The following is an 18182-nucleotide window of genomic DNA, read 5'->3' as shown; positions in this document are numbered from 1 at the left end:
TTTCGTCCTGCTCTCAGGAAAGTCCGCCATGGAAATGGCTGAGGAATTCCCGCGTTTTTGTCTCGCGGGGTTCGTTGATGACCTGGCGCGCATCGCCCGACTCGATGACGAAGCCGTCCTGCATGAAGATGACGGTGTCGGCGACATCGCGGGCAAAAGCCATCTCATGGGTGACGAGGATCATCGTCATACCCTGCTCGGCGAGCTGGCGGATGACCGCCAGAACCTCACCCACCAGTGCAGGATCGAGTGCCGAGGTGGCCTCGTCGAACAGCATGACCTCCGGTTTCATCGCCAGTGCCCGGGCAATCGCCACGCGCTGCTTCTGTCCACCGGAAAGCTGCTCCGGGCGTGCATCGGCTTTCTCGACCAGCCCGACTTTGGAGAGAAGCTCCATCGCGAGTGCCCGCGCAGAATTGCTGTTCTGCTTCAACACGCTCACCGGCCCGATCATCACATTGTCGATGACGCTCATGTGCGGGAACAGATTGAAGTTTTGAAACACCATTCCCGTATTGGCGCGGAAGGTTGCCAGATCCCGGTCGCGCATGGCGACATGGCCCGAGGAAAAGTCCATCCGCTTTCCGCCGATGGTGATGCAGCCCGCATCAGGCAACGACAGCAGATTGAGGCTGCGCAACAGGGTGGATTTTCCCGAACCGCTCGGCCCGATCATCGCCACCACATGACCGCGTGGCACGGAAAGATTGATATCTTTCAGGACCTCCAGCGGTCCGAAGGACTTCTTCAAGCCCACGACCTCGATCATCGGTTCCGTGCCGGCCATCGTCTGGATCTCGTTATTCATGTCCTGCGGCCCTCCAGCCAATGCGCCAGGCGTGTCATGGGAAACAGGACGGCCAGATAGATGGCTGCAATCAGGGTGTATGTTTCGAGTGGCCGGTAGGTGGCGGATGTCACCAGTTGACCTTGATAGAGCAGGTCGGGCACCGCGAGCACGGAGAGAAGCGAGGTGTTCTTGAGCTGCAGGACGGACTGGTTCACCAGCGGCGGCACCATGCGGCGCAAGGCCTGCGGCAGGATGATCTTGGCCATCAACTGGCCTCGCCGCATGCCGATCGCGCGGCCCGCATCCCATTGTCCCGTATCGATCGAGACGATGCCGCCCCGGATGATCTCGGCATAAAACGCGGCGCCGTACATGGTCAGCGTGATGAAGGCTGCCATCGCTGGCGAAATCTGGATACCGACCAGCATGGGCAGGGCATAATAACACCAGACCAGTTGCACGAGGACAGGTGTACAGCGGAACAGCTCCACAATCGTCATGATCGGAACGGTAACGACTTTCATCCCAGAGAGCCGGGCAAGAGCGAAGACCGTGCCGACGACGATGCCGGAGATGATGGTAAGAACAGTAAAGCCGACCGTGTAACCCAAGCCTTGAAGAAACAGGCCGCGGTATTGCCAAAGGCCGGAGAAGTCCCATTGATACTGCATCACAGCGCGCTTTGTTCGGCCCGGCGGAATATCCGGGGAGAGGTTGATGTGAAAAGCCACTCGCCAAGCGTCAGGATATCGAAGACGGGAAGGCCGAGGGCTGCCGAGATCGCTTGTGCAAAGGGCGGCATGTTGGTGCATTCCAGCACGATCGCGCCGACCGAGGGATGCTCGGCGATGAGCTTTCGGGCAACATCGATCACTTCGGCCTCCAGTGCCGCATGATCATATGCGGCGGAGCCCTCGATGAGCGCATGAAATGCGCCGCCGGCAGGCACCCCGTGCACGGGCACCGATGGATCGGCCCCGCAGGCTTCGAACACGTCGGGACCGAGGCTGGCGGCATCATAGGTTATCACGCCGGGACGCAGCCCGGCGCCAAGCGTCATTTCCACCATGGGCAGCTGCATCAGGCTGGAGGCGGCGACCGGCACGCCGAGCGCCTCGGCCAATTTCCGCTGATGTCGCGCCATGAAGCCGCAGGACGTGATGATTGCGCTGCAGCCCTCCGAAATCAGCTCTCGTCCGGCGGCGATGAAATCTTCAACGAGACCCTCGCCGCCTGCACGGACGACGAGGGAAACGGACGCACCGCGCACTTTGCGAAACTTGACCGGAAAACGCCATGACCCGGCATGGCCGACATCACCAGGTGGACGCTCGAACGTCGTATCCAGCATGATGATGCCCAAGGCACCTGAGGAAGCGGACATTGGGTTCCTGTCAGAACGTCAGATTTGCAGGCAACGCAGCCTTGTCGACCCCGACGAGTGCGAGGCTTTCGACAATCCAGTTCGAGATCTTGCCCTGCTCGCGGCGCTCCGCAAGCCAGGTATCGACATAATCGCGGAACTCGCCATTCGGATCGCGGCGCACACCAATCGTGGTCGGCTGGCTTGCATGGGGTTCAGGAATGATAAGCTTGACATTCGGCGCAAGGTTCTTCGTCGTCACGACAGCAAGCAGGGCGACCTGAATGATGGCGTCGGCGCGGCCCGACTGAAGCGCCAGAATGGTCTCATCCGCAGATTTGAGCGCGACCAGTGTGCAGTTCGGCAGGTTCTTGCGGGCGAAATTGTCCTGCGTCGACCCAAGGTCGACCGCCACCCGCACCTCCGGCCTGTTCATCTCCTCCCACTTCGTCACTTCCAGGTCCTTGCGGGCAACGAGGGTGAAAGTATTGTCCATCAGCGCCTTGGTGAAGTCGACAACCTTGGCGCGCTCCGGATTGTTGCTGAGCCCGAACATGATGTCGATCTTGTCGCTTTGCAGATCGATCACGGAATTGCCCCAGGTCGTCTCGACCAGCTCCAGTTTGACGCCGATATGTTGCGCCAGATCACGGCCCATTGCGACGCAGAAACCTTCCCACTCTCCGGTTGCCAGGTTCTTGTGATAATAAGGCTCGGTGCCTGCAAATACGCCGATCCGCAACGCACCACGAGCCCGGATTGCTTCGAGCGTTGCGCCTTCGGTTGCTGCGAGAAGTGCGGAAGATGGGAGGAGTGCTGCAGCGCCTGCAAGCAGCATTACTCTTCCGAAGTCACGTCTGTTCATGGCCATATCCCCAGTTGATTATTCGTTCCCTATTGCGCCTTGCGGGCGATCAATGCGTTGTCGCGATTGATTTTATTGGAAAGCACGACCGAATAGGTCACGCTCTCGATTTCCTCGATCCGGGCGAGCTCTTCGATCAGGGCTTCCAGATCTTCCAAAAAATTGACGTTCACACGGCAGAGGATGTTTGCCGGGCCGCTGATCGCATCGGCTGTCAATATCTCGGGATAGCCGCGCAATACCACGAATAACCTTTGCGTGGCGCGCATGGCGGTAGTGATGAAGATATAGGCTGAAACGCTTTGATCGATCTCGCGGCGACCGACGATCGCGCGATAGCCGAGAATGACGCCGCGGCGTTCCAGCCGCTCGATGCGCTCCTGGACACTCGATCGTGCGAGGCCGACACGTCGGGCCAATTCACTGGCAGGCACGCGTGCGTTTTCCTCAAGGATGCTGAGCAGATTGCGGTCAATGCTGTCGCCGTAGTCCATGTTGTTCCCACTTTCTTTGTGGAAAGACTGCGTTCAAACTTTCCCAAAGAAAAGCATTGAAAAATGGGTTCTTCATGACTTTTATTCATGATCGTCTACAGGAGCTTCGTCATGCGCCGTTTTCTGCCATCCTTGAGTGCCCTGCATGCATTCGATGCATCCGTGCGTCACTTGAGTTTTACCAAGGCGGCCGAGGACATGGGGATCACCCAAAGCGGCATCAGCCGGCAAATAAAAAACCTTGAAGATTTTCTGGGTCTTACCCTGTTCGAGCGCGCCGGGCCTAAGCTGATCCTGACGGAGGAGGGCACGCGGTATTATGATGAGATTTCGCGCCTTCTCGATAAGCTGGAAGATGTCTCCATCGATGCCGTCCGCGGTCGAAAAGCACAGAGCATGCTGAAGATCGGCTTTCCGCCGACACTGATGCGGCGTTGGGGCGCGACGATGCTGACCGCATTTGCAGCCGCGCATCCCCAGACATGGTTCGAGGTTTATCCCTGCCGTCACGATCTCGATTTCGCGGCATCCGAGCTGGATCTGGCGTTTCTGCGCGGCACCGGAAATTGGAGTGGAGCGCGCAGCCAGCTGCTTTTCGATGAGGAATTGATTGTGGTAGGCGCGCCGAAGCTGATGCCGTTGCAAGGCCTCCCGAACGACGAGGCGCTGCTGGAATATCCGCTGATTCAGAATTCCAGCCGCCCGAGCCTATGGCTGCATTGGCTGCGGGGTGCAGGCGTGCATTACAAGAGCCGCATTTATGGCCCGCGCCTGCCGAACTTCGATATGATCCTTGAATGCGCCATCAACGGCATGGGGCTGGCGATCGTTCCCGAGCTCCATGTGCGCACCGAACTGGCCGCGGGGATCCTTAATCCCGCGCTAGGCAGGCTTCAAACATCGGGAGAAGGCTTTTATCTCTGTTTCCCGCAGGCGCGGATGAACTCGGCTAATGTGCGGATCTTCCGTGACTGGTTTGCCACCGAATTCGCGCGCCGGCGGCAATTCCTGCCTCTGACGCATCCCTTAAGTCAAAAATAGGACTTCTCTATGGGCTTCAGTTCAAGCGGATCTTCTCCCCGCTTCAATAGCCAGGAATAGACCGGCGGCACTCGGTCTGCGATGGATTCGACGTGAATGTCGACGAAGCACGGTCCGTCGCCGTGGGCAAAGGCGGCGGCAAGTGCGCCATCGAGTTCCAAACCCGTCTTGGCTGTCCAGGCCTTGAGGCCATAGGCTTCCGCGATTGCCTGACCGCGCGGCGCCAGAAAGTCTACGCCAAAGCATTGATTGTGACCTTTGAGCCGGTGGAGGCCCTTGATCCAGCCGAATGTCCCGTTGTTGAAGAGGAGAAGGATTGCCGGCACTTGCAAGCGCACCAGCGTTTCCAATTCGCCGACCGTCATGCCGAACGATCCGTCACCAAAGAGACCGATCGGCCTCTTGGATGGATCGGCCCGCCAGGCTCCGACCGTGGCGGGAAGGGCCGAACCGAGCCCACCGAAGGCGCGCGGAATGGCGAAACGCGTTTCACGATCATTGATTTTAAGAAAGCGCGTCATGTAGGGCGTCGGCGTGCCGGCGTCGGAGTAGATCAAAGCCGGCTTGCAGGAGGCATGGAGCGCCTCATTGAAGGCACGTACGGCCCTCTCCGGCCGCAAGGGAACCCGCTCGTCGGAAAGCGCTTCCTCGGCGTGCTCCCAGAAAACCTTTCGACGATCATTGAGGCTGTCGATCCAAGCTTCGTGTCGGGCGGGTTCTATTGCAGCGTCCAGCGTCAGGAGTTCTTCCAGAACCAACAGGGCATCGCCCTGGATGGACAGCAGGTTCTCATAGTTGTTCGCCATGATTTCCGGGGAAATGTCGATCTGCGCCAGACGGCGGTTAAGGGTGATCCGCGGGAAGGTCCAACCGATGGTGACGACAGAGCCGATGCGTGAGCCAACGAAGAGTGTGAAATCCGAATGCTCCAGCGCCCAGTTCGCATGGGGATGAAAGCCGTTGTCGCCGATGACGCCGATGGCGAGGCGGTGGTCGTCGTCAATGGCGCCCTGGCCGGTCATTGTCGTGCACATTGGCACGTTGTATTTTTCGGCAAGCTGCGTGATCCGGTCGCCGGCGCGCGCGCGGTTCACCCCGCCGCCCGCAACGATCAGCGGCCTCTCGGCCCTGGCCAGAAGTTTGAGCAGGTTCTCCAGCTTCGAGCGTGGCGGCAGCGTCGGATAAGCGGGAAAAGTGCGGCATTCCTCCTCGACATGAAGGGAAATCCGCTCTGGGTCCACTTCTGCAAGCAGCATATCCTCCGGGATCTGCAGATGCACAGCGCCGGGTTTGCCGGAGCATGCGACACGAAAAGCCCGGCGGATGATTTCCGGCAGTTTTTCCGGCGATTTCACCTGAACGGACAGTTTCGTCACCGGCTCGAAGAGCTTGGCGCAATCGAGTTCCGTGAGGACGCCGCGGCCTTCACCGGGAAGCGGGATGTCGATGGTGAGAAGGATTACTGGCACGGACGAGCCGTTCGATTCGGCGACCGGGGGCAGCGAATACATCGCGCCCGCGCCTGAGGGGCACTCCAAAACCCCCGGTCTATTGGTGAACCGCCCATAGGCGTCAGCCATGTAGCCGGCTGAACGCTCATCGCGGGCCATGACATGGTGAATCTTGTCTTCACGGTGCTGAAGGGCCTCGTAGAGGGGGACGTTCGTGTCCCCCGGGACGCCGAAAATGGTGTCAACCCCGTAACCGATGAGCATTTCCACCAAAATATCCGCTCCACGCATTTCGTTCTCTCCTGTCTGTGCTGCAGGAGGATAGGACCGTCGGGAGCCGGCGGGGACTGGCGATGTGCCGGGTCTATGAGGCGTGAACCGTCAGATCGCCGGCCTCGGCCGCTCTTCGGTTCCAAAACAAATCCTCACGCCCGCCCTGCGTGCAATCGCGACGGCCTTCAGGCCTTGATCCCTGACCTGCGAAATTTTGTGTATGCTGTTGGTGGAGAAGCCGTATTGCGGACAAGATGAGATACTGGGTCACTTCGGCAGCCCGGTTGAAGTTGGATTGAGTGTCGCGTTCGATGAAGCGGATGGGATGGCGGTTGCCGCCGTTTTCGATCACGCCTCCCGTTGCCTCCATGATCCTTGCCATGACGAATTCGGTCGGCTCCGCGAATGCCGCCATGGCGCCGGTTTTCGGCGAAACGACGCCGATCCTGATTTCCCTTGCCGCCGCCATGGCCGTGCGCGGCAGAAGAGGGGCCGCAAGTGCGCCCAGGGACGTGAAGACGCCGGCGCGAAGAGCCGCACGGCGGGTAATCTCGATTGGCATTGTGTTCCTCCCTTGTCGACAAGTTCCTCGGCTTGCCGTTGGGAGTGATGCCCTAACATTGAAAATCATCAAAACCATCAAATTATCAAAACATGGTAATTTTTTATATTTATTGCTGCGCAATCAGGACGTTCCCCGGCATACCGCAATTTTCGATGAAATAGCGGAATAATTCCGTAAAAATGAAATTTTAGATGAATCTATATTGCATAATTATCAAAAAACGATAATTTAATTAGCGTCACATCAGGGAGGACAATATGACCCATACAGCTGTTCGCGCTGGCGCGTATCTGCACCACGTTGCATTTGAAAGCTCCGATCCGGAGAGGCTGGCGCGGTTTTATGCCAATGCCATGAACATGGAGCTGTCGCAGTCCGGCGACGAATGGCGTTGCGAAGGTCCGAGGCGCCGTTTCATCGCGGTTGCGGGCACGGACAGGAAACTTGCCTATTCCGGGCTAGCCTGCCGCAATGCCGAAGGACTGGCCCTCCTGCGCGAGCGTGCGGAGGCTGAGGGCGTTGCCTTGCTGCCAAGCCCCTCGCCCTATTTCGAGGATGGCGCCTTCGCGGTTCGCGATCCCGATGGCCGCTTGGTCTGCTTCGGTGTTGCAAAGCCTGATAAGCCGGGCCTCAAAGGCATTCAGGGGCCCACGCAACATCTCACCTATGCATCCGAGGATGTTGCCGCCTTCGTGGATTTCTACGTCCGTAAGCTGGGTTTCCAGCTTACGGACCGCGTGCTTCATGAAGACGGGCGGCTTGCCACGGCCTTCACCACGTCCAACCATGAGCACCACACTATCGCCTGCTTCTGTACGCCGGGCCGCGTGGGCGTCGACCACCATTCCTACGAGGCAGGGGAGTGGGTTTATATTCGCGACTGGTGCGATCATCTGGCCGCTTGCGACGTGCAGCTCACCTGGGGTCCGGGTCGCCATGGCCCCGGCAACAATCTCTTCATCTTTATTACCGATCCCGATGGCAACTGGATCGAGATTTCGGCCGAGCTTGAGGTTATCTACGACCGCGACACTGTCGATTGGCCGCAGCATCCGCGCACGCTCAACAAGTGGGGCGAGGCGATCCTTCGTTCGTGATCCGCCAGAGCGTAGATTGAGGAAACATCCATGCAGTTCATCAGTTACACCCGGCTTGGCCGGACAGGTTTCGGCGTGCGCGTCGAAGGCGGTATCGTCGATCTCACCGGCAGGCTTGCCGCCGGTGCCGTTACGCTGAAACAGGCCATAGAGGCCGGTCTTCTCGACGCGGCTAAGGATTATGCCGCTGGCCGCAAGGCGGAGTTCACCGAAGCGGATGTCGCGCTTTTGCCGGTCATTCCCGACGCGGGAAAGATTTTGTGCGTCGGCCTTAACTACGAGACGCACCGCGCCGAGACCAAGCGGCCGGATGCCAAATTCCCCACCATCTTCACGCGCTTTGCCGATACGCAGATCGCGCATCGCCAACCGATCCTGAAGCCCCGCGTTTCGGATCATCTGGACTATGAGGCGGAGCTGGCGGTGGTTATCGGCCGTGGCGGGCGCTATATTACCGAGGCGGATGCCATGGACTATGTGGCAGGCTACGCCTGCTACAACGACGCAACGATCCGCGACTGGCAGCGCCACACGTTCCAGTTCACGCCGGGCAAGAACTTTCCCGCCACGGGGGCGTTCGGGCCGCAACTGGTGACCCCTGACGAGATCGGCGATTACACGAAGCTGAAGATCACAGGGCGTCTCAACGGGCAGGTGATGCAGGATGCGACGCTGGCCGATCTGATTTTCCCGATCGCCACGTTGATTTCCTATTGCTCCTCCTTCACGCCGTTGCAGCCCGGCGACGTCATCCTCACCGGCACGCCGGGTGGCGTGGGCGACCGCCGTGATCCGCCGGTCTTCATGAAGCCGGGGGATGTGTTCGAAGTGGACATTCCCGGCGTGGGCCTTCTGGTCAGCCCGATCGAGCAGGAACCCTGACGGTTCGCGGCGTGGGGAGCGCCGCGAATTTAAAAAAGGGACCGAAACAATGGGAGAGGAGAACCCGATGACCGTCACAGAAGCCGTTTTGGAGGTCGATATTGCCATTGTCGGTGCGGGACCGACAGGGCTGACCCTTGCGAATCTTCTCGGGGGCATGGGCATTTCGGTTGCGCTCATCGAGCGCAACGTCACGACGGTGCAGGAGCCGCGCGCCGTTTCAATCGATGATGAATCTATGCGAGCCCTGCAGGCCGCCGGTCTTGCCGAAGACGTGGAAAAGATCGTGGCGCGCGGCTACGGCTCGCGCTACCTGTCGCCGGGGCATGATCTCTTCCTGACGGTCGAGCCGACTTCGCGTGATTACGGTTTCGATAAGCGCAATGCCTTCCAGCAGCCGGATCTCGAAGCGTTGATGCGCGACGGGCTTGCGCGTCATGAGAGCGTCATCCAGCTTTTCGGTTGGGAAATGCAGTCCTTCACGCAGGACGAACGGGCTGTTTCGCTTGAGGTCGTTCACGCCACGGGTGCGCAGCGCACAGTGACGGCCCGCTATATGGTGGCAAGCGATGGCGGGCGCTCACCCACGCGCGGCAAGCTGGGTATAGCGCTGACCGGCTCTACCTTTACCGAACGCTGGCTTATCGTCGATCTGGTGAGGACCGAAAACCGCTTCCGCCATACCGAAGTGTACTGCGATCCCGCCCGCCCGTGCATTTCGCTGCCGGGGCCGGACAATATCCGCCGTTATGAATTCATGCTGCATGCCGGCGAAGATGAGAAAGCGGCGACGGATGAGGCTTTCGTGCGCGGCATGCTGGCCCATGTCGGCCCCGATCGCGATTGCGAGTTCCGCCGCGTGCGCGTCTACACTTTCCACGCACGCCTTGCCGAGCGCTGGCGGGAAGGCCGTATCTTCCTGGCCGGAGACGCTGCGCATCTGACGCCGCCCTTTGCGGGGCAGGGCATGAACAGCGGCCTGAGAGATGCCCATAACCTGGCCTGGAAACTGGCCGAGGCAGTGCATGGAAATGTTTCGGATGCGCTGCTCGACAGCTACGAGACCGAGCGCAAGCCGCATGCCTGGGAAATGATTGAGCTGGCATTGCGCATGGGGCGGATCATGATGCCGGAAAATGCCGCAAAGGCGCTTCTTGCCCGCGTGGCCTTCCGCGCTCTGGGTCTGTACCCACCGGCCCGTGATTATTTCGCCCAGATGCGCTACAAGCCCAAGCCCCGCTTCCGCCACGGGCTTCTGTGGCCGGACGGACGTTCGGAAAAGGATACGGTGGTGGGGCGGCTTATTCCTCAGCCCGTGGTGGACGATACCGGGCGCAGCCGCGCACTGCTCGATCATGTCCTGCCGGACAAGCCGGTGGTTCTGCTTTTCGATGAGTTTCCCGATCTGGTTCTTTCCGCAGAGACCGTGCAGGCGCTTGAGGCGGCCGGTGCGTGCATTGCCGGGTTGACGCCGGAATGGATGAACCCAATCGACGGCGCCTTCCCCGTGTATCGTGATACCGGACGCCTGTTCAGCGCACCGCAGATGCAGGCCTATCTTGGCCATGCGCTTCTTCTGAGGAGGGATCGTTATGTGGCGGCGGCTGTGCCGGTGGCGCGCAGCGGTGAACTGTTGGCGCACATCGCGACCCTCGGAGCATTCATGCCCGGCGTGCCCGATAGGGATTTATTCGCTGCCGCCTCATGAAATGCGGTAAAGAAGGAGCTGCCGCATCGCAGATTGACTTCGGTTATCATTAAATGGCAACTAGAACAATATTATCCGTTCTTGTTGGCATATCCGAGGGAGATTCATGGCGGGACTTGATCGCTTTGTCGAAATTTTGAGGCTGTTCGACGAGCGCAAACCTGACTGGACAATTCAGGAGATGGCGGGCGCCACCCAGGTGCCCGCCAGCACTGTCTATCGCACCGTTCGCGAACTGGTTGGGCAGGGATTTCTCGATCCGTCGATCGAGGCACATTATCGGCTGGGGGCGGCAATCATCGAGTTCGACCGGCGCCTGCGTATTTCCGACCCGCTGATCCGCGACGGCGATCCAATGCTGGCCGAGGTTTTGGATGCGGTGCAGGTTCCCTGCATCGCCGTTCTGGCGCGGCTTTACCGGGATCAGGTCATCTGCGTTGCGGACCACAGGACGCCCGGAAGCGCCGTCGAGACGAGTTATGAACGCGGCCGGCCCATGCCGCTTCTGCGTGGAGCCACTTCCAAGACCATTCTCGCGCAATTGCCGAAAGTTCGTCTCGGCAAGATCCTCAAGACTGCCGGGCATGGTCGCGCCCTGAAGGACGACATGCTCGCCGAACTGCTGACGATCCGGCGTCAGGGCTACGCCATCACCCGCAGCGAAGTCGATCAGGGGCTGGTTGGTATCGCGGTTCCTGTTTCGTGTCCCGAGACCGCCATCAATGCCAGCATGAGCCTGATTGTGCGCGCCGCCGACAGCAGTGAAAGTATCGAGCGCCGACTTCTCATGACCTTGACGCCGGTTGCCGACATGTTGTCGCGCAAGTTGCGGGATGTGACCGCGCCCGACCCGGCCTAAACCGTTCATTTTCAGCGGGCCTTGAAGCTTTCGAGAAACATCGCGCAAGCTGGCTCCACATTATCGTTGATTTCCGCATCGGTCACGCTGCTGCGGGTCGCCCAGAGATATTGCTCGAAGAGCCTCGCCTCGCAAAGTGCCTTGAACTGCCACGCGGCGACGTCCGGATCGTCGATGACCAGTTCGCCTGCTGCCGCCGCTTCGCCCAGCACGCCAGCGATGACGCTTTTCGGGCCGTGATCATAGAATATCCGACCGAGTTCGGGGAAGCGGTTTCCAGGGACACTCTGGAGATTGCCTGAAGCGAAGCGTTTCGCGCGATTGCCCACTATGTAGTCAATTGACAATCCCTCGGAGGCCGATGCCTTCGACGGTGTTCCGTCTTTTGTCACGTTTGTCTCTTTCTACTTTAATATAATTGCTAAATTTTTCATTTTATCAAAATATGGTAATTTGCGATTGACATTCTGCAAATGATTCGCAGAATATTACTATCAATGAGGAGCTTGCTCTTTCGTGCCGATCATTGCGATCGCGAATGGAAGAGCGTCATCGGTTGCGGTCCCGTCCGAGCAGATGCCGTCGAGAGGAGGTGTGCTTTGCAGCAGAACATCAATTCATTCGTATTTTCTTCACCGGCCTATGATGGGTTCAACGGCCAGTTCATCGCCGGCCGATGGGTGACGGGCACCGAGGGGGCGCTCACCCTCGACCGGAATCCCTTTGACAATGCGGTTCTGGCGGAAATCACCCAGGCGAGCCTTGCCGATCTCGATGCTGCTTTCGCTGCGGCGAAGGAGGCGCAGACGACATGGGCGCTCACGCTGCCGGCCGAGCGTGCCGCGGTGTTCCTGCGGGCCGTGTCGATCCTTGATGCCCGCAAGGAAGAGATCATCGGCTGGCTCGTGAGGGAATCCGGCAGCACGCGGATCAAGGCGGGGGTCGAATGGGGTGCTGTGCGCGCCGGCATGCTGGAAGCCGCCACGATGCCTGCCGCCGCCCAGGGTCATATCATTCCGGTCGACAGGCCGGGTAAGGAAGCGCGCGTCTACAAGAAGCCGGTCGGTGTCGTCGGTGTCATCAGCCCGTGGAACTTTCCGCTGCATCTCTCCAACCGGTCCGTCGCGCCGGCTCTGGCGCTCGGGAACGCGGTTGTGCTGAAGCCTTCGAACGACACGCCCGTCACCGGCGGCCTCCTGCTTGCGAAAATCTACGAAGAAGCGGGGCTGCCAGCCGGTGTGCTCAACGTCGTGGTCGGTTCTTCCGGCGTGATCGGCGATGCCTTCTCGCGCCATCCGGTGCCGCGGGTACTCACCTTCACCGGATCGACGCCGGTCGGGCGGCATATTGCCCAGACCGCAGGTGAATCGTCCCTGCTGAAGCGTATCGGTCTCGAACTCGGCGGCAATGCGCCGCTGGTGGTGCTCGATGACGCCGATCTGGAGAAGGCGGTGGGCGCGGCCCTTATTGGTCGCTTCATGCATCAAGGCCAGATCTGCATGAGTACCAACCGCATCATCGTCGACGCCTCGATCTACGACCACTTCGTTGAAGCCTACACCGCCGCCGTGAAGGCGGTGAAATACGGCGATCCCAACGAACCCGATACGCTGGTCGGGCCGCTATGCAACGACAGCCAGGTACGCAGCGTGAAAGCAAGCATTGCACGCGCCCGTGAAAGCGGTTTCCGCGAATGCGTATCCGGCCCGATCGAAGGCCGCCTGGTGGCTCCGCATGTTTTCTCGGACGTGACCAACACTTCGGACTTTGCTCGGAACGAAATTTTCGGGCCGGTCGCGCCGCTCATCCGCGCCGCCAACGAAGCCGAGGCACTAGCCTTCGCGAATGATACGGAATTCGGCCTGTCCAGCGCGGTCTTCACCCGCGATGAGGCGCGGGGACTTGCGTTTGCGCAGCGCATCGAGGCCGGCATGACCCACATCAACGATATCACCGTCCACGACTATCCGCATGTGATGTTCGGGGGCGAGAAGAATTCCGGTCTCGGCCGCTTCAATGGCCGATGGATCATCGAAGAGTTCACCACCGATCATTTGATTTCGGTGCAACGATAATGGGTCAGGCGCCGCTGGAGGAGAGCGGAGCCTGATTTTCCATGAAAGGGTGGGGTGTAGCCCCGTCACACGCATAATTTCTGAAACAGCATCAAGGAGTTCGGCACGCTTCGCGCGTGGGCGATTGCGCGTGCCTTTGAGGAGGGTAAAAGATGCAACATTTGACAGCGGGTGCCCGCCAGGGGCTGCTGCTGGTGGCGGTCGCATGGCTGGCGCCGATAGGCTCCACCCTGTTCGCCCCGGTCCTGCCGCATATGATCGATCATTTTTCCGCCGTGCCGCATGCGGGGCTTCTCGCCCCGGTGGCACTGGTCACGCCGGCTTTGTTCGTCGCGCTGCTCGCGCCGGTCGCCGGTCTCATGGCTGATCGCATCGGGCGGCTGCGCGTGCTTGTCGTGGCGCTTTCGATCTATGCGGTTGCCGGCCTTGCGCCGTTCTGGCTCGACAATCTCTATGCCATCATCCTCACGCGGGCCATCGTCGGCGTGGCCGAGGCCGGCGTCATGACCGCCAGCACGGCGCTTATCTGCGATTACTTCACCGGCGAGCGGCGGACCCACTGGCTTTCGGTGCAGTTCGGCTCCGCTTCGCTGGTGGCGACCATCTGCTTTGGGCTTGCCGGTTTTCTCGGCGGCTATGACTGGCGCGCGCCCTTCCTCGTCTATGGGGCGACGGCGCTATTCATTCCGCTCGTGCTCGTTCTTCTGTTCGAGCCGGCGCGCGCCGTCGCCGAAGACCAGCGGGAACAGGAGCGCCCCGGCGGGCTGTTCACCGCTCGCTTCATCAGTTGCCTGGCACTGACCCTTGTCTGCGGTGCGCTGTTCTATGTCATGCCGGTCCATATTTCCCTCGTGCTCAGCGAGCGGGGTTTTTCCCATCCGGCCATGCTGGGACTGGCAAGCGCCATTGGATCGCTCGGCGTGGTGGTGGGCGCGACGCTGTTCCGCCTCCAGTCCAGGCGGTCCATCGGAGCCCTGCTGGCCTTTGCCATGGTCGCGCAGGCCTCAGGTTATGCCGTGCTCTACACTCAGCCGTCGCTGGCGGGCGGCATTGCCGGCATGTTCGTCAACAATATCGGCTGCGGTATTTCGCTGCCTTTGGTGCTGGCCTTCACCATGAACCGGCTGCCGGAATGCTATCGGGGCCGAGCTTCCGGCGTGTGGACCTCAATGTTCTTCATCGGCCAGTTCGTTTGCCCGCTCTGCGTCGGCGCGGCGTCGAACCTCGCGGGCAGCATGGTCGCGGCCATGGGGGTGTTTTTTGGCTTTACCGTCGTGGCCGTACTGCTTCTTCTCGCCGGTTTGGGATTCGGACGCGGCCTGCGTGAACCCGCCACGACGGGCGCACCCGTCCTCACCATGCACTGACAGTCATCGCAAGGGGGATTTGAAATGAAAAAGCGTTATGCAAGCATCGGTGTCACAGGCCTTGTTCTGTCCTGTTGCGCCGTTTTGACGGCCGGCGGCACGCATGCCGCGGAATTCTACCAGACCGCGACACCCGGCGCGACCACGGACATCCGGGCGGCCGAACTGCCGCCGGAATCGGGTTTCTATGCGATCGGCGGACTATGGGGCAACTGGCGCAACCGGCTGAACGACGGCGATGGAAATGCGATGTTCCCGGATACGCAAGAGCGTCTGTTTCAGGGCCAACTGGGTGGCCTCTACGTCTATCCCGGTGAGGTCCTCGGCGGGCGGATGGCCTCGTCGCTGGTCTTTGCCTATGGCAAGCACGACATGACCATCACCAATACGCTGCCGGTCGATCTCAGCAGCAAGCATACCGGTTTCTTCGACGCCTATTCGGATGTCTTCTTCTGGTCGAAGAGCTGGTATGAGGGGCCGCCTCCGGCGGCACTTGGCCAGCCGCGTCCGACGCCGGATTTCGTGCCGCCCATGCCGGTGGGACTGACGCTCGGCTTCGGTCTCGGCGTCACGGCGCCGATCGGCACCTTCGACAATGCCGCCGTCGGCAATCCGGGCTTCAGCAACTGGGTTCTCTCGCCCAATGTCGCCTTCACCTACCGGACGCGGCCGATCCTTCTTGATGCGACCGAGTTCTCCGCGCGGCTGTTTTACAACCACAACTTCGAGCGCGACGATTCGACCGGCGGTTTCAGCTATCGCGACGGCGATTATCTCTCGGCGGATTTCGCAGTCACGGAACGCTACAACCGTTTCCAGTTCGGCCTTGCCGGCAATGTGAAGTGGCAGGTTCAGGACGATGAAGGTTCTCCGGCCGTGCCGGCCGCCGGAGGCCAGCGGCATGAATCGCTGCGGCTTGGTCCGATTCTAGCGATCGATTTTCCAGAATACCGCAGCACGCTTTCGATCAAGTACCTGACCGACGTCTACACGCGGAACGCCTTCGACGGGGATTACCTGCAATTGAGCTTCATCCGCAAGATCTGGTGAAAAGCGCCGCAGCCGGTTCTTCGGGGCCGGCTTCAGCTGGCTTTCGAATTGATCAAAGACCGGGGAGCGGAAAATTGAAACGCACGACATTTCCAGGGCGCGGCCGCCTTCCGCTGCGTTCCCTTTCGATCAGCACATATTTCTACGCTTTGATGGTGCTTCCCGTTCTGTTCCTATGCTTGGTGGGCGGACAGCAGAGCCTGCGCCATTACCATGAATATACGGCATTGCGGGACATGGCCGTTCTCCAGCAACTGGCCATTGCCGTCGCTGATCTTTCCGCGGCTCTGGCCGAGGAGGCATTCATGCCCCTGGCCGGCCGGGCGGCGGCGCGGACACAGACTGATACCGTCTTCTCCGGACTCTTTGGTCTGGAAGCACAATATCGAGATAAGGGCGGAGACCATGCTCGGATCGCACCCCTTGTACTGCAATTGCGCGAAGGGAGGTTGCGGATCGCCGAGGCCAGACAGCAGGAAGATCGCGGTATTGCCTATCCCGGGGGTCCTGTCGCGCTCTACCAGCCTCTCGGTGCGGTGGCGCTGGCACTTGTTCGCCAGTCCTGAAGTCTCATGGACGATACGGCGATCGCGCGGGCCCGACGGCTACTATGCGCTGCTTCAGCTCGCCGATGCAGCCATGATCGAGCGCGGCGCGGGGCTGGACTTGTTCACCAACCAGTCTCTGGATCGCAAACAAGAGGATTTCCTGCGTCTGGCCAGCGATCTCCGGCATGTTTACGAGCCGGTAGCGGAGAACTTCCTGCCGTCCGCGATCCATTCCGCTTTCAGGGCTTTTGCGACATCCGATCCAGGCCGGGTGATCGACACATATCGCGATGCTCTTTTCGCCAACCGTGCGGAGAATTCCGCCCCGGAGGATCTGCAACGCTGGCGCATGGCGACTGATGCCCGGCTTGCGGCATATGTTGAACTGATCGGTCAGGCTTAGAGCAGCATTGAACACCTTCACCCGGGAGCGGATCGATGCGGCGCGGGAAACCGTCATTCGATACGCCGTTCTTACGATGTGCATCATTTTAGGAATTTTGGCCTTGAGCACAGTTGCGCATAACCAGATCACGCATGCTATCGCTGAACTGCGCGAACGCATGTTCAGCTTTGCGAACGGAGATGCGGCATCACCGGTCGAAATGCAGGACCGTGGCGATGTGATCGGCGACATGGCCCGCTCAGTCGAATTCTTCAGGCAATCAGCCCTTCGGAGCGCGCAACTGGAAACGGCGGCTCAGGAGGCGCGGCATCGTGCAGAACTCGAGCGAGCGGAAATGCAGGCCTTGGCGGAGCGTGAAACAGGGGAACGGCTCGACCTTGCGACCGCCGCGCTCGCGACAGGGCTAAACCGGCTCGCAGATGGCAATATGTTATTCGAACTCGATGAGCCTTTTGCCACGCAATTCGAAGGGCTCAGGCACGATTTCAACCGGTCGATCCGAAAGTTGCGACAAGCCTTCGCCGAAGCAGGTTCGGTGGTGATCGGCGTCACGGCGGGTGCGCACGAGGTTTCTGAGGCGGCTGAGAAACTCGCCCGCCGCAGTCAACGGCAGGCCGTCGCGCTTGAGGAAACCGCAGCCGCACTGGAACAACTTACGGTCAATGTGGCGGCGACCTCCCAAAGGACCATCGAAATCCGAGATCTGACAAGGGAGACGAACGAAGGGGCCATATGGGCAGCCGAGGGGATGGGCGTCGCGATCGACGCGATGCAGAGAATCGAACACGGTGCCGAACAAATGAATGAAATCATCGGCGTCATCGACGGGATTGCGTTCCAGATCAACCTTTTGGCGCTTAACGCCGGTGTGGAGGCGGCCCGCGCAGGAGAGGCCGGCAAGGGCTTTGCCGTGGTAGCCGGGGAAGTCCGCGAACTGGCGCAACGGTGTGCCTCGTCGGCAAGGCAGATCAAGAACCTGATCGGGAAGTCGGAAACGGCTGTCGGCAAAGGCGTGCACCTTGTCAAGGCTACGGGTAGCGAACTCGCGGGCATCGTCGAGACCATCAAGGTTGTCAACAATCACATGGCCGCAATGACCATCGCCGCACATGAACAGTCAGGCGCGCTCGACCAAATCAATGGCGCGATTGGCAATATCGGTCATGTCGCACAGGAAAACGCTTCCATAGGGGAAAGTATGGCCTCAGCTGGCCAGAGACTCGCCTTGGACAGCCGGAAACTGGATCATGCATTTTCCCGGTTCCAGACATCGTCTGTATCTTGCGGAGAACTACAGTCTGCCTCAGTCGGCCCTTGATAGAAATTACATTATTATCAATAAATGATA

Annotated in this window: 19 protein-coding genes; 11 read left to right on the top strand and 8 right to left on the bottom strand. The window is 60.1% G+C overall.

All coding sequences use genetic code 11. The annotated features are described in order from the left end of the window. Positions 1 to 13: 13 nt before the first annotated feature. From ACQZ5N_RS18755 to ACQZ5N_RS18735, 5 genes are read right to left on the bottom strand one after another with little or no spacing between them, the layout of a single operon-like run. Complete coding sequence (locus ACQZ5N_RS18755) at positions 14 to 808, bottom strand: amino acid ABC transporter ATP-binding protein (RefSeq protein WP_448733754.1); 795 nt, start codon at positions 806 to 808, stop codon at positions 14 to 16. Next, positions 805 to 1461, bottom strand: a complete 657-nt coding sequence (locus ACQZ5N_RS18750; protein ID WP_077984671.1) for an amino acid ABC transporter permease — start codon at positions 1459 to 1461, stop codon at positions 805 to 807. Before ACQZ5N_RS18750 ends, ACQZ5N_RS18755 begins: the two co-directional genes overlap by 4 nt. After that, positions 1461 to 2141 carry an aspartate/glutamate racemase family protein gene (locus tag ACQZ5N_RS18745; protein ID WP_448733753.1) on the bottom strand — a complete coding sequence of 227 codons (681 nt, stop codon included), beginning with the start codon at positions 2139 to 2141 and terminating at the stop codon, positions 1461 to 1463. The genes ACQZ5N_RS18750 and ACQZ5N_RS18745 overlap by 1 nt, the downstream gene beginning before the upstream one ends. A 43-nt stretch (positions 2142 to 2184) precedes the next feature. Next, complete coding sequence (locus ACQZ5N_RS18740; RefSeq protein WP_425644111.1) at positions 2185 to 3018, bottom strand: transporter substrate-binding domain-containing protein; 834 nt, start codon at positions 3016 to 3018, stop codon at positions 2185 to 2187. 29 nt (positions 3019 to 3047) lie between these two features. Further along, entirely contained in the window at positions 3048 to 3512 is a 465-nt protein-coding gene (locus ACQZ5N_RS18735; protein WP_113082058.1) for an Lrp/AsnC family transcriptional regulator, read from the bottom strand. Between the two features lie 111 nt (positions 3513 to 3623). Here ACQZ5N_RS18735 and ACQZ5N_RS18730 point away from each other — a divergent pair, with 111 nt between their 5' ends. Beyond that, positions 3624 to 4553: a LysR substrate-binding domain-containing protein gene (locus ACQZ5N_RS18730; RefSeq protein ID WP_448733752.1), complete on the top strand. Its 930-nt coding sequence runs from the start codon at positions 3624 to 3626 to the stop codon at positions 4551 to 4553. On the opposite strand, the gene ACQZ5N_RS18725 is transcribed toward ACQZ5N_RS18730, so the two are convergent. Next, positions 4544 to 6295, bottom strand: a complete 1752-nt coding sequence (locus ACQZ5N_RS18725; RefSeq protein ID WP_448733751.1) for a thiamine pyrophosphate-binding protein — start codon at positions 6293 to 6295, stop codon at positions 4544 to 4546. The genes ACQZ5N_RS18730 and ACQZ5N_RS18725 overlap by 10 nt on opposite strands. Positions 6296 to 6368: 73 nt before the next feature. Next, a complete protein-coding gene (locus ACQZ5N_RS18720; RefSeq protein ID WP_448733750.1) occupies positions 6369 to 6839 on the bottom strand; it encodes a hypothetical protein in 471 nt (156 codons plus the stop codon). Positions 6840 to 7099: 260 nt separating this feature from the next. Here ACQZ5N_RS18720 and ACQZ5N_RS18715 point away from each other — a divergent pair, with 260 nt between their 5' ends. From ACQZ5N_RS18715 to ACQZ5N_RS18700, 4 genes are all read left to right on the top strand, one after another. Further along, complete coding sequence (locus ACQZ5N_RS18715; protein WP_425644119.1) at positions 7100 to 7939, top strand: VOC family protein; 840 nt, start codon at positions 7100 to 7102, stop codon at positions 7937 to 7939. A gap of 30 nt (positions 7940 to 7969) precedes the next feature. Then, positions 7970 to 8821 (top strand): fumarylacetoacetate hydrolase family protein, encoded by an 852-nt coding sequence (locus ACQZ5N_RS18710; RefSeq protein WP_448733749.1) that lies wholly within the window; start codon positions 7970 to 7972, stop codon positions 8819 to 8821. Then, entirely contained in the window at positions 8757 to 10529 is a 1773-nt protein-coding gene (locus ACQZ5N_RS18705; RefSeq protein ID WP_448733748.1) for a bifunctional 3-(3-hydroxy-phenyl)propionate/3-hydroxycinnamic acid hydroxylase, read from the top strand. Before ACQZ5N_RS18710 ends, ACQZ5N_RS18705 begins: the two co-directional genes overlap by 65 nt. Before the next feature lie 106 nt (positions 10530 to 10635). Beyond that, positions 10636 to 11388, top strand: coding sequence for an IclR family transcriptional regulator (locus tag ACQZ5N_RS18700; protein WP_425644125.1), 753 nt, complete (start codon positions 10636 to 10638; stop codon positions 11386 to 11388). An 11-nt stretch (positions 11389 to 11399) separates the two neighbouring features. Here the strand turns inward: ACQZ5N_RS18700 and ACQZ5N_RS18695 are convergent, their stop codons facing one another. Further along, positions 11400 to 11780 carry a TetR/AcrR family transcriptional regulator C-terminal domain-containing protein gene (locus ACQZ5N_RS18695; RefSeq protein WP_425644127.1) on the bottom strand — a complete coding sequence of 127 codons (381 nt, stop codon included), beginning with the start codon at positions 11778 to 11780 and terminating at the stop codon, positions 11400 to 11402. A 207-nt stretch (positions 11781 to 11987) separates the two neighbouring features. Here ACQZ5N_RS18695 and ACQZ5N_RS18690 point away from each other — a divergent pair, with 207 nt between their 5' ends. From ACQZ5N_RS18690 to ACQZ5N_RS18665, 6 genes are all read left to right on the top strand, one after another. After that, positions 11988 to 13463 (top strand): aldehyde dehydrogenase family protein, encoded by a 1476-nt coding sequence (locus ACQZ5N_RS18690; protein WP_448733747.1) that lies wholly within the window; start codon positions 11988 to 11990, stop codon positions 13461 to 13463. 152 nt (positions 13464 to 13615) lie between these two features. Then, complete coding sequence (locus ACQZ5N_RS18685) at positions 13616 to 14830, top strand: MFS transporter (RefSeq protein WP_425644130.1); 1215 nt, start codon at positions 13616 to 13618, stop codon at positions 14828 to 14830. A 24-nt stretch (positions 14831 to 14854) separates the two neighbouring features. Beyond that, on the top strand, positions 14855 to 15880 hold the full coding sequence (locus ACQZ5N_RS18680) for a SphA family protein (RefSeq protein WP_425644131.1): 1026 nt from the start codon (positions 14855 to 14857) through the stop codon (positions 15878 to 15880). A gap of 74 nt (positions 15881 to 15954) precedes the next feature. Then, positions 15955 to 16446 carry a hypothetical protein gene (locus ACQZ5N_RS18675; RefSeq protein ID WP_425644133.1) on the top strand — a complete coding sequence of 164 codons (492 nt, stop codon included), beginning with the start codon at positions 15955 to 15957 and terminating at the stop codon, positions 16444 to 16446. A gap of 73 nt (positions 16447 to 16519) precedes the next feature. Further along, positions 16520 to 16831: a hypothetical protein gene (locus ACQZ5N_RS18670; RefSeq protein WP_448733746.1), complete on the top strand. Its 312-nt coding sequence runs from the start codon at positions 16520 to 16522 to the stop codon at positions 16829 to 16831. A gap of 7 nt (positions 16832 to 16838) precedes the next feature. Next, entirely contained in the window at positions 16839 to 18152 is a 1314-nt protein-coding gene (locus tag ACQZ5N_RS18665) for a methyl-accepting chemotaxis protein (RefSeq protein WP_425644136.1), read from the top strand. Positions 18153 to 18182 lie beyond the last annotated feature (30 nt).

Source organism: Agrobacterium sp. 22-221-1 (assembly GCF_053522445.1).
Note: the sequence above shows the minus strand (reverse complement) of the source record. Positions and strands in the feature narration are given on the sequence as shown.